Below are 12,278 nucleotides of genomic sequence, written 5' to 3' on the forward strand. Positions count from 1 at the left end.
TCCGTCTATTTATCAGCTGGGGGCTTAACCTGATCCCCCAACCGATAAGTGCGGGCTTTGTAATATCCTTTTAGGTTTTAAGAAGCAAGTACTCGATTTTTTATGGTCTTTCAATCGTATTCCCTTGTAATAAGCCCTGTCTATCAACTTATTCAGAAAAGGGTAGTACATTTTCCAGACAGGCGGTCAACTTTCTAACGCAACTTCGATTAAAAAGATTTCTTCAACAGACTGCAGTGCCTCATTAAAGATGTTTTCAAATTCATTAAGCGTACTCGCCCGCATACCATTAATTCCGAAACTGGCTGCCAATTGGACAAAGTCCGGGTTTTGGAACGTTACTCCGTAGTTCTCTCCGAACTTTTTGTTCATTTGCGACACTTCAAGTTTTAACATCGAGTCATTTAATACAATAATAATGAACGAAAGTCCGAGCCTTTTGGCCGTTTCTATTTCTGCAAAATTCATTAAAGCACCACCATCGCCAGTAATGCAAATAACTAGGTCATCTGGACAAGCAAGCTTCGCCCCAATCGCTCCGGGAATGGCTATTCCCATGGCAGCAAGCCCATTTGAAATGATTAGCCGATTCGGCTTTTTCGGCTGATATGTCCGCGCGATCGAAACCTTATGGGCCCCGACATCGGATAACACGATCGTCTCGTCTGACGTGTGGGTTTCAATACAATGGATAACATTCTCGATCGTCAAATGAGTGCCTGACACCGGCTGATCTATTTGATAAGCAGTTTTAATTTGGTCTTTTAGCCCGCCGGAGGGTATCCATGATTTCGTTGGAAGAATGGATTGATTTATAAGTTGCAAGGTGTTTTTCATGTTTCCTACCAGCTCCACCTCAACAGGATAATATTCATTGATTTCTGCTGGTAATGAATCGATATGTAAGACAGGAAGTTTCTTTACATTCCAGTCCTTTGGCAGTTTTTCGACAAAGTCAAAGCCGATGACAATCAGGAGATCTGCCTCTTTTAATCCAGCTAACACTTCGTCATTTTCCTTAAAACCAAAGGTATAGTAGTTAAGTGGTTGTTCTTTAGGGAGCACTCCTTTTGCCATAAAACTATGGGTAACAGGTGATTGAAGGGTTTCGACAAAAGTCAGTAGTTCTGGAACTGCAGCTTGCCTGTTTACCCCATTTCCGACGATGATGAACGGTTTTAAATGTTTTTTGATAAGGGTACAAGCAGCATCGATTGACTCTTGAACCGGAACACATTCAGGCAAGGATGTAACGGGTAAGGGACTAGAGGCAATCATTTGACTTGAAAAGTTTTCTGGTAAAGTAATTGCAACGGACCCCGGTTTCTCCATTTTTGACATCCTGAATGCTTTTCGAATCTTCTCTGGAACAGTTTGGGATTCATTGATTTGAGTGCTCCATTTTGTTGCGGGTTCGAACAGCTTAACAAGATCCATGTATTGATGGGATTCCTTATGGTGACGCTCCACACCGGCTTGACCAATGATGGCCACCACAGGTGAATGGTCGAGTTGAGCGCTGGCCATTCCCGTTATTAAATTGGCGGCGCCAGGACCTAGCGCTGACAAGCAAACACCTACTTTGTTTGACAATCTCCCATACACATCGGCCATAAATGCCGCTCCTTGCTCGTGCCTAACATTTACGTATTGAATTTGAGTTGATTTTGAAAGGGAATCAGCGACGTCCAGCACCTCGGTGCCGACGATTCCAAACACATATTCAACCCCTTCGTTTTCTAAACATTGGACAACTACGTCTGTTACCTTCATTATGTCCTCCTCGTCAATTTAGTAACATATGTTTACTTTGCCCTAAAAGTGATTAACTCAAAATTATTTCAAAATAATATTGTAATGGTATTGTAATATTTCTGAGATGTCACTGTTACACCTTTCTAGTATATTTGAACTATCAAATCACACTAGGAGGTAACAATTATGCTTAAGAAATTCATCGTAACGTTTGTCATTATAGTTTCTTGTGGCTCTTTGTTTGCTAACATGGGTGATAAAGCGGAAGCAGCATATTATCATACAAAAGCAATTTCGGTTGCAAAGTCTAATATTGGTGTACCATATCAATGGGGTGGAATGTCACCCGGAGGATTTGATTGTTCAGGTCTTATTAGATATTCCTATGCAAGGGCTGGAAAAAACCTAAATCGTACAGCAGCACAAATGTTCTATGGAAACGGTTATCGTATTTATTCTTATATACAACCAGGTGATTTAATGTTTTATGCCCCAACTAAGGCAAGTAAACCAACACATGTAGCGATGTATATCGGCAATGGTAAAATGATTATGGCTTCTTCATCAAAAGGTGTCATGATTACAAGCACAAACAACCCATATTGGCATCCAAGATACGTTGGAACAAAACGCGTGTAAAGACCATCTGAACTATAACCCGAATAATGGACACTTTAAAAAAAGTCCATTATTCGGGTTTTTTATGTCCAATGGGCTTAAACCCGTTTATAATCATTTTGTAGATATAAGCGGAGGAAATGAAATGAGTAAAATTATATTTAACGAGATACAGATAAAACTATTGGAGAGCAATCCGAATGTAGATCACGTATCGGAACGTTCTATTTCAAATACACCGGAGTTTAAAATTAAAGCTGTAAAAGAGAACTTAAATGGCAAAGGACCTGGACAAATCTTTATTGAACAAGGGTTTGACCTACAAGTGATTGGTTCTGACAAGCCAAACCAATGCTTAAAGCGATGGAGGAAAACTTTTAAGTCCCTTGGGGAAGAAGGGTTTCTTACAGAACGGAGAGGAAAAGGAAGTTTTGGGAGACCTTCATCGAAGAATCTTTCAGTAGAGAACAGTCTAAAGAAGGCTGAAGCTCGTATTAAGTATCTAGAAGCGGAGCTAGAATTCTTAAAAAAGTTAGACGAACTCGAAAGGCAGGCATCGAAGAAGAAACGATAACGAAGACGGAAAAATTTATGATTATTGAACAAATAATACGAAAGTATGGAATTACCAGGATGGTTACCTACCTCTGTAACGCGGCTGGGGTAAGCCGTAGTGGCTACTATGCTTGGCTAAAGGCTGAAAGTTTAAGGAATGCACGGCAGGAGAGTGATTGGAAAGATTACATACTGATCAAAGAAATTTTCGACAAAAAGAAGGAAAAAGCAGGAGCGCTCGTTATCAAGATGATATTAGAAAACGATTATTTTGTGGTGATGAACCACAAAAAGATACGTCGAATAATGAGGAAGTTTAACTTAGTAGCGAAAATCAGACAGATAAATCCCTACAGGAAAATGGCCAAGGCGACGCAGGAGCACAAGACCCTTCCGAACCTACTTAATAGGAATTTTGACCAGGGTGAGCCAGGAAAAGCGTTCCTTACTGATATCACCTATGTTTATTATGGAGCTGCACAGCCTGCTTACTTATCTTGTGTTAAAGATGCATCTACAAGGGAAATTGTAGCGTACCATCTTTCCACCAACCTTAAGATGGATATCGTTTATGATACTCTAAGAAAGCTTTCAGAATCACTTGATGGCATAGTTCATCCAGAAGCAATCCTTCACTCAGATCAAGGCTTTCACTACACGCACCCCGAGTTCCAGAAGCGAGTAAAGAAGATGAAACTGACCCAGTCCATGTCCCGTAAGGGAAACTGTTGGGACAACGCACCAATGGAATCATTCTTTGGTCATTTGAAGGATGAAGTTGACTATTTGGTATGTGAGAGGTTTGAGGAATTACAAGTATTGATAGTAAATTACATAGAGGAATATAACAATAATCGATATCAGTGGAGCCTAAATAAAATGACTCCGGCACAATACCGGAGCCATCTTCTAGCTGCATAACATTGGTCTTTTTTAAACTGTCTTTTTTATGGGTTACAGTTCAATCTTTCCTTGATGGTCTTTTTCTTATACATAGAAAAATTAAAGCATTACCTTTGTTTTCTCTTCCATCCGTTTGTTATCATCAAATTATAAAATTAAGGGAGTTGAACGCTTATGACTAAACATAATCGAATTGGGAAAACAGATTTATTTGTCAATCCAATTGGTCTTGGTACCAATGCCGTAGGGGGCCATAATCTTTTTCCAAACTTGGATGAAGAAGCAGGGAGGGAGTTAGTTCGAACCGGTTTGGCTCATGGAATTAATTTCCTTGACACAGCCTATGTCTATGGTTTAGGACGATCGGAAGAAATCATCGGGGAAGTCGTGAAGGAAAGTGGGAATCGTTCAGAAATAGTCATCGCCTCCAAAGCAGCACACAAATTGATTGGTAATGAAATGGTTCTTGATAATTCACCGGCTTTTTTAAAACAAGCTGTCGAAGAGAGTTTAAAAAAGCTTCAAACTGATTACATCGATTTATTTTATATCCATTTTCCAGACCAAGATACACCGAAGGACGAAGCGATTGGGGCATTAAAACAATTGAAGGATGAAGGAAAGATTAGAGCAATCGGGGTGTCTAATTTTTCAATGGATCAACTAAAAGAAGCCAATAAAGATGGTTATGTTGATGTTTATCAAGGGGAATATAACCTACTAAGCCGCGGTGCAGAGCAGGAATTATTTCCATACATTACAGAACAGCAGATTTCTTTTGTACCATTTTACCCATTAGCATCAGGATTATTAACTGGTAAGTATTCTCGTGAAACAAAAGTAAATGAAAAGAACCGTAAAAGACCGCAGTTTAAAGAAGGAGTTTTCGAACAAAACTTGGAAAAGATTGAGCAGGTTCGTACTATTGCATCTAAAAAGGGGGCGGAAGTTGCCCAAGTGATTCTTGCATGGTATCTATCCCGTCCATGTATCGATGTAATCATTCCTGGTGCCAAGCGAGCAGACCAAGTGCTTCATAATTTAAAAACCTTACAGATCCAACTAACAGCTGAAGAGATTCAAGATATTGATCGGATCTTCCCATTTTAAAGGAAACAAATAAAGCCGTGAAATAGTGATATTTTATCATCTTTCATGGCTTATTTTTATCAAGAAAGGAATAATAAGAATCATTCCTTTTTTATGAAGAAGCGAGTCGGGATGAGGAAAAATTATCCTTGGTAATTTAAGAGTTCGCTTACAATTATCTTAATTTTTCTTTTTTTAGTGTTATGATAATGGTATCAGTTATATCGTCCTACACACGAAGCTATCTAGTCACGAAAATCTGATGTAAAAAGGAAGAATGCATATGAACAAAAAAAAGAAAAAGCATCATCTATTAAAATATTATAAATTAACGTCGGGCTGAAAAAAATGATGGTAGATGTAACGGGGTCATCCTTATCAGGCATGGCGCGATGAATCGTATCATTTGGGATAAGAAATACATCACCTTGCCGCATGTCGTAGAAAGTGTCATCAATGAAAAAAGTTCCTTTTCCGCTATAGACATAAACAATTTCATAGTAGTCGTGAATATGATCAGACAATTCCTTCTGCGGACTTTTCGTATCTTGATAAATAAAAGAAAAAGGAAACAGTAAATTGTTGTTTGAAACTTTTTGAACAGTTCTCATTTAACTCATCACCCATAGTTATCTTATATCAAAAAATGGTACAAATAAAGCAAAACATGTAATTTATATTTCGATTCTTGTTGTATAAGATAAAAGAAAGCAAATGATAGAGATAATCATACCTAAAAATGAAAGGGTTTTCTTCTCTTCGTTTACAAAATTTTTAAAGGCTGGGAGGAAAATGAATGAGTACAGTAGTGCAATTGCATTCCAAAGACGACGTGGTCATTTCCTTGCATGAGGTCCATCAGGGCGAGAATCTTCAAATTCAAACCGAAGAAAACGGCATAATCAATATTCCTATTCAAGAGGATATTCCAAAAGGGCATAAAATTTTAGTCCGCCCTGTAAATAAAGGGGAGGATGTTCTCAAGTTTGGTTATTCCATTGGTAAGGCAAAGAGGGACATTTCTGTTGGAGAATGGGTACATACCCACAATCTTGAAACCGGTTTAAAGGGAATCTTGGATTATACCTATCAACCAATCAGCCTGCTGGAAGTCAACAAAGAATCGGAGCATACCTTCCAAGGATATCTACGTGAAAACGGAGAAGCCGGAATCCGAAATGAAGTCTGGATTATTAATACGGTAGGCTGCATTAATAAAACATGTGAAGCTCTTGCTAAAATGGCGAATGAACAGTTTAAGGATCGCGGAATCGATGGAATCTATCATTTCTCCCATCCTTTTGGATGTTCCCAATTGGGGGATGATCTGTCTAATACACAAAAGCTGTTAGCTGCTTTGGCCCAACATCCAAATGCAGCCAGTGTCTTGATTGTGGGGCTGGGATGCGAAAATAACCAAATTGAATCTTTTAAAGAGGTGATTGGTGAATATCCTCCAAATCGCATAAAATTCATGAAGTCCCAGGAAGTGGAAGATGAAATTGAAACTGGTTTAAGTTTGTTGGAAGAATTAGTAGAGTATGCAGAACAATTTAAACGGCAGCCGGTACCTGTTTCAAAGCTGAAAATAGGATTGAAATGCGGCGGCTCTGATGGCTTTTCTGGTATAACAGCAAATCCCTTAGTTGGAGCGGTATCTGACTTAATCGTTGCAGATGGCGGCACCACAATTTTAACAGAAGTTCCTGAGATGTTTGGGGCGGAGACTATCTTGATGAATCGAGCAGAAAATGAGGAAATCTTTAATAAGATTGTTCACTTAGTGAATGATTTTAAAGAATACTTTATTCGTCATGATCAGGTAATCTATGAAAACCCTTCACCAGGTAATAAAGCTGGGGGAATTAGTACACTTGAGGAAAAATCGCTTGGCTGTACCCAAAAAGGGGGACACGCTGTCGTTGTTGATGTAAGTTCTTACGGTGAACGAGTTGTAAAACCTGGATTGAATTTAATCAATGCACCCGGTAATGACCTTGTCTCTGTTACCGCATTGACTGCAGCTGGTGCTCATATCGTATTATTCACAACGGGTAGAGGAACCCCTTTTGGCGGGCCGGTACCAACAGTAAAACTAGCGACAAATTCCGATTTAGCCAATCGTAAAAAGAATTGGATTGACTATAATGCTGGACAGTTGCTTGAAGGAAAAACCATGGATGAACTGAAAGTTGATCTATTCCAATATATTCTTGATCTCGCATCAGGAGAAAAGAAAACCAATAATGAAAAGTTTGGTTTTAGAGAAATTAGTATTTTCAAAGATGGAGTCGTTCTTTAACTACCAAAATCTAGAAGTCTCATAAATAAAATTGTCATGTAAAATAAAGGAGTCTAATTCCAAATGAAAAGTATTGTTTGTGAACAACCGAATCAATTTAAAATGGTTGAAGTTGAACGGCCTGAGCTTGGAACGGGAGAAGCTTTAGTCCGCATCCGCCGCATTGGTATTTGCGGGACTGATTACCATGCGTTCAGAGGAAACCAGCCTTTCTTCAGCTATCCTCGTACACTCGGTCATGAACTTTCTGGTGAAATTGAATCGATCGGTGAGAACCCTGCTGGCTTAAAGGCAGGCGATCAAGTATCAGTCATTCCGTACATGGAATGTGGAGAATGTATTGCCTGTAGAAATGGAAAAACAAATTGCTGTACAAATATGAAAGTCTTGGGTGTCCACATTGAAGGCGGAATGAGTGAATGGATCACCGTCCCTTACAATCATTTAGTCAAAACAGCAGGGCTGACACTAGACCAGTCTGCGATGATCGAACCTTTAAGTATAGGGGCACATGCAGTTAGACGTTCTGAACTTAAGCAAGATGAGTACGTTCTAGTCATTGGAGCAGGTCCTATTGGTTTAGGAGTCATGGCTTTTGCTAAGCATGAAGGGGCAAAAGTGATTGCCATGGATGTAAACGAAGAACGTTTAGCGTTTTGCCGTGAATGGGCCCGTGTCGATCATACTGTGAACGCATTGGATAACCCGGTGGAGAAATTGAACGAGATCACAAATGGAGAAATGCCTACAGTTGTACTTGATGCAACAGGAAATGCTAAATCTATGTCTGATGCGTTTAACTATCCTGCACATGGCGGAAAATTAATCTATGTTGGTTTAACAAAGGGGAATATTTCATTCGATGACCCTGATTTCCATAAAAAAGAACTTACCTTAATGGGCAGCCGCAATGCTACTCGGAAAGATTTTGAATATGTAGTAAATGCCGTTCAAAGTGGCGGAGTGGATATCGAATCATATATTACACACCGTGCAAGCTTTGATGAAATGATCAATCAATTTGAAGAGTGGTTAACACCAGAGGCAAAGGTAATTAAGGCAATTGTTGAAGTGTAAAAAATGATCTGGGGGTGCAAATGATTCTCTTAAGGAATCATTTGCACATGATCAAGTAATCAATAAAAAGAACAATTGGGATGCTTTAGATATTGCAAGAAAGCGCTGACAAATTTAGGGGGGTAAATAAATGTTATCAAAAATGTTCACAAAAGATAAATTACCTGTAATGATCTTATTATTCATAGCTGGCGTAATCAATTATTTAGACCGTTCTGCATTGTCCATTGGTGCTCCATTTATTAAGGAAGATTTATCACTATCAGCCACACAAATGGGTATCATTTTTAGTAGTTTTTCTGTTGGATATGCTATTTTCAACTTTATTGGTGGAATGGCTTCTGATAAATACGGGGCGAAACTTACACTGTTTGTTGCGATGATTGTTTGGTCATTATTTAGCGGTGCGATTGCATTAGCCGTTGGATTTACAAGTTTAATTGTCATTCGTGTTTTATTTGGAATGGGTGAGGGCCCGCTTTCGGCAACAATCAGTAAAATGGTCAATAACTGGTTTCCAGCTGACCAACGTGCATCTGCTGTTGGTTTAACGAATAGTGGAACACCTCTTGGTGGAGCCATTTCAGGACCAATTGTAGGTTTTATTGCCATATCATTCAGCTGGAAGATATCCTTCCTATTTATTATGGCTTTAGGTCTTGTTTGGGCAATATTTTGGTGGAAATTTGTTAAAGAAAAACCTGCTGCATCTGAGGAAAAGTCAACTGTCGTAAAAATCAACCAGGTTCCACAGCAAAAACGTCCATTAACCTTTTATTTGAAACAAAAAACAGTATTATTCACAGCCTTTGCATTCTTTTCCTATAACTATATTTTATTCTTCTTCTTAACTTGGTTTCCAAGTTATTTGGTAGATGCACGTCACATGGATGTTAGAGAAATGAGTGTTATAACCATGATCCCATGGATCGTCGGATTTATTGGACTAGCCTCTGGCGGATTTGTTTCAGATTTTGTTTTCAAAAAATTCACCAATAAAGGTGTATTATTCTCAAGAAAAGTTGTGCTTGTAACTTGTCTATTTATTTCAGCTGTTTGTATCGGAGGAGCTGGTCTGGTCACAACAACTGTCAGTGCGGTAACATTGGTTGCATTCTCAGTGTTCTTCCTATATTTGACGGGAGCAATTTATTGGGCTATCGTCCAGGACGTTGTGGAGCAAAGCAGTGTTGGATCTGTAGGTGGATTTATGCACTTTTTAGCAAACACAGCTGGAATTATCGGACCGGCTTTAACGGGATACCTTGTTGATCAATCCGGTTCATTTACATCGGCGTTTTTATTGGCAGGAGGATTGGCAATCTTTGCTTCCTTATCAGTCATCCGTTTTGTTCGTCCCATTAAATATCCCAGTACTAATACGAAATCCGTAAAAATATCAGGTTAACATTTTAAAAGGCAATAAGTTCAAACGAAAAAATCGACAGGTGCTGCCTGTCGATTTTTTTCGTACCCTATTATATCTAATTAAGAAGTAAAATAGTCAGAATACATTTCTATTACTTCTGGTAATTCGTCTTTTTTATGGCTAAAATGGTACTGCAATAATTTCTCTGTTTCTTCCTCGTTATTGGAAAAAACAGCTTGAAGGATACTTCGATGTTGACTTACCACATTTTCCATATGGTTTGGTGTCTTTAACTCTAAGTAACGCATCCGATTCAAATGACCTCTCATTTGAAATACAACAGAAATTAATGTTTGGTTTTCAACAAGGTCCAAAAATAGTTGATGAAATGACTCATCCAACTGCAAGAATTCTATATTTTCTCCCTTTATTGCGGCTTGTTGTTGTTTTTCAATTATTTCAAGCGCCTTTGCTTCCACTTCTTTTTGATGTACATCATCAGGATTCCAGTTTCTAGCCACTGATTTGAACGCACTTATTTCCAAACTTTCTCTTACAAACCTGGCTTCTTCCACTTTCTTTACTGATATTAAAGCAACACGTGCACCCCGCTGTGGAATTATTTCAAGTAATTCTTCTCGCGCGAGCATGAGGAAAGCTTCACGAATCGGTGTACGGCTTACTCCTAAAACAGCTGCCAGTTCACTTTCCGATAACATTTGTCCTGGCTTAAAATTTAATGTAATAATTTCTTCACGGATTTTATCATAGGCTGCTTTTCCCAATGTTTTTCTGTTGGGAGAAGAGATACTATTAAGGCCCAAAGTGGACACCTCTTTGCACTATACTTGTAAACTAAATTCTACTTCTGTGTGTTATTTAAGTCAACACGAATCGGTCGCAAATGCCACAGGGACGGTTCTCTTGGCTTAAATGATAGTCATTAAGACCACAAGAACCGTCCCCCTGGTCTAACACATTTAGCGGACAATTTTCCCTGGTCCATTGTTTGCAAAGGCAGCTACCTCATCTACTGAAAACACATTACAATCACCATGAACGGTATGTTTTAAAACAGATGCTGCTGTCGCAAATGTGATTAGTTCCTGGGAAGGCTTATTTTCTATGATTCCATGTAAAATCCCTGCCGCAAAAGCATCTCCGCCGCCTACGCGGTCAACGATGTGATCAATCTGGAAAATCTCTGATTGGTATAATTCCCCGCCAGTGAAATAGTTTCCTTGCAGCGTATTGGTTGAAGCAGAAATAATCGTTCGGAACGTTGAACTGATATACTGAATGTTTGGATACAATTCAACCATTTTTGAATAGTAATATCTCAATCTATCCTCTTTGGACAAAGAAGGGTCGGCTTGATCTAGGCCGAGAATATAAACGGCATCCAATTCACCGAAGGAGCAGATATCCACAAATGGAAGTAATGTTTTAAACGTATCTCCTGCTTCTTGCTGGCTCCAAAGTTTTGCCCGGTAATTAAAATCAAAGCTGGTAAGAATCCCTTTTTCCTTCGCCTTTTTAAGCGCAAGCAAGGTAAGTTCCTTTAAGCTTGGGGATAGAGCCGGGGTGATTCCGGTAACATGAAAGAGTTCTACCCCTGAAAAAACTTCATCAAAATCGATTTCATCTGGTCTAAGCATGGAAAAACTAGAGTACTTCCTATCATACGTCACTTGGGAGTTTCTTTGTCCTACTCCAGTTTCGAGATAGTAGGAACCTAACCGTTCCCCGCCTTTAATCAAATAGTTAGTATGGACATCGTAAGATTTCAAATGTCTCTCCACTGCTTTGCCCAATGGATTTTCCGGTACTTTACTAACAAAATAGACGTCATGTCCAAAGTTGGAAAGTGAAATGGCGACATTTGCCTCTGCACCGCCATAATGCATGCTAAGCTTATCAGCTTGAACAAGCCGTTCACCAGCCTCTACGGAAAAGCGAAGCATAATTTCTCCAAGTGTAACTATTTTTTTCATCAGTCGTTCCCTCTCGCTTCTTGTACTTTTTGGACATATTGCTTAGCATATTCAGTAATTTTGTCGTAATTCCCTTGCTTGGCCGGTGCCACTAAATTTCCACCCACACCAACAGCGACGCAGCCATTTTTTATCCATTGATCCACATTATCTAAGTTGACTCCGCCCGTTGGCATAATGTTCACTTGTGGAAGAGGAGCTTTTATTGCTGTGACAAAGTCAGGGCCGAATGCATTACCAGGGAATAGTTTCACGATATCGACTCCAGCCTCTAACGCATGCTTTATTTCGGTGATCGTCATGCATCCAGGCATATATGGTATTTGATAAAGGTTACATAGTTTGGCTGTATCTTCATCAAATGCCGGACTAACAACAAACTGTGCACCGGCAAGAATCGCGATCCTTGCAGTCGTTGCATCAAGAACCGTTCCGGCTCCAATGACGACATTTGAATTCTCTCCGTAAATAGAAGCTAATTCCTTGATGACTTCATCTGCACCTTTTACAGTGAAAGTGACCTCAATTCCTTGAATGCCGCCTTCTACACATGCTTCTGATATCTTAATGGCCTCTTCCTTGGAATCTGCTCTTACAACGGCGACGACCCCACAAT

11 protein-coding genes are annotated in these 12,278 nt (G+C 39.3%); 6 read left to right on the plus strand and 5 right to left on the minus strand.

Annotation, left to right across the window (positions count from 1 at the left end; translation table 11 throughout):
* Nucleotides 1-186: 186 nt before the first annotated feature.
* Nucleotides 187-1,773 carry an acetolactate synthase large subunit gene (locus V7659_RS17685; protein ID WP_335541118.1) on the minus strand — a complete coding sequence of 529 codons (1,587 nt, stop codon included), beginning with the start codon at nt 1,771-1,773 and terminating at the stop codon, nt 187-189.
* A 168-nt stretch (nt 1,774-1,941) separates the two neighbouring features.
* Here V7659_RS17685 and V7659_RS17690 point away from each other — a divergent pair, with 168 nt between their 5' ends.
* From V7659_RS17690 to V7659_RS17700, 3 genes are all read left to right on the plus strand, one after another.
* A complete protein-coding gene (locus V7659_RS17690; protein ID WP_335541119.1) occupies nt 1,942-2,394 on the plus strand; it encodes a C40 family peptidase in 453 nt (150 codons plus the stop codon).
* Nucleotides 2,395-2,518: 124 nt separating this feature from the next.
* Nucleotides 2,519-3,849 (plus strand): IS3 family transposase gene (locus V7659_RS17695; RefSeq protein WP_335541120.1). Its coding sequence is split into 2 segments (ribosomal slippage): nt 2,519-2,891 and nt 2,891-3,849, totalling 1,332 coding nucleotides; the frame shifts between segments, so codons are not numbered across the junction.
* A gap of 156 nt (nt 3,850-4,005) precedes the next feature.
* The gene (locus V7659_RS17700) at nt 4,006-4,941 is read left to right on the plus strand and encodes an aldo/keto reductase (RefSeq protein ID WP_335541121.1); all 936 of its coding nucleotides are present in this window, start codon (nt 4,006-4,008) and stop codon (nt 4,939-4,941) included.
* A 224-nt stretch (nt 4,942-5,165) separates the two neighbouring features.
* Here V7659_RS17700 and V7659_RS17705 read toward each other — a convergent pair whose 3' ends face one another.
* Entirely contained in the window at nt 5,166-5,531 is a 366-nt protein-coding gene (locus V7659_RS17705) for an AraC family ligand binding domain-containing protein (RefSeq protein WP_335541122.1), read from the minus strand.
* 185 nt (nt 5,532-5,716) lie between these two features.
* Here V7659_RS17705 and V7659_RS17710 point away from each other — a divergent pair, with 185 nt between their 5' ends.
* The 3 genes from V7659_RS17710 (at nt 5,717) to V7659_RS17720 (ending at nt 9,707) form a co-directional block, all read left to right on the plus strand.
* Nucleotides 5,717-7,222 carry a UxaA family hydrolase gene (locus tag V7659_RS17710; RefSeq protein ID WP_335541123.1) on the plus strand — a complete coding sequence of 502 codons (1,506 nt, stop codon included), beginning with the start codon at nt 5,717-5,719 and terminating at the stop codon, nt 7,220-7,222.
* Nucleotides 7,223-7,285: 63 nt separating this feature from the next.
* Entirely contained in the window at nt 7,286-8,299 is a 1,014-nt protein-coding gene (locus V7659_RS17715; RefSeq protein ID WP_335541124.1) for a zinc-binding alcohol dehydrogenase family protein, read from the plus strand.
* Nucleotides 8,300-8,441: 142 nt separating this feature from the next.
* The gene (locus V7659_RS17720; protein WP_335541128.1) at nt 8,442-9,707 is read left to right on the plus strand and encodes an MFS transporter; all 1,266 of its coding nucleotides are present in this window, start codon (nt 8,442-8,444) and stop codon (nt 9,705-9,707) included.
* Between the two features lie 80 nt (nt 9,708-9,787).
* Here the strand turns inward: V7659_RS17720 and V7659_RS17725 are convergent, their stop codons facing one another.
* The 3 genes from V7659_RS17725 to V7659_RS17735 all read right to left on the minus strand — a co-directional run.
* Nucleotides 9,788-10,492 (minus strand): GntR family transcriptional regulator, encoded by a 705-nt coding sequence (locus tag V7659_RS17725; protein WP_335541125.1) that lies wholly within the window; start codon nt 10,490-10,492, stop codon nt 9,788-9,790.
* A 156-nt stretch (nt 10,493-10,648) separates the two neighbouring features.
* Nucleotides 10,649-11,662 (minus strand): sugar kinase, encoded by a 1,014-nt coding sequence (locus tag V7659_RS17730; RefSeq protein WP_335541126.1) that lies wholly within the window; start codon nt 11,660-11,662, stop codon nt 10,649-10,651.
* Nucleotides 11,662-12,278: bifunctional 4-hydroxy-2-oxoglutarate aldolase/2-dehydro-3-deoxy-phosphogluconate aldolase (locus tag V7659_RS17735; RefSeq protein ID WP_335541127.1), on the minus strand; the 617-nt coding region annotated here is incomplete at its 5' end. The genes V7659_RS17735 and V7659_RS17730, both read right to left, overlap by 1 nt.

Origin of the sequence: Neobacillus drentensis (genome assembly GCF_036966985.1) — a bacterium.
Classification (GTDB): Bacteria; Bacillota; Bacilli; order Bacillales; family Cytobacillaceae; genus Neobacillus; species Neobacillus drentensis_E.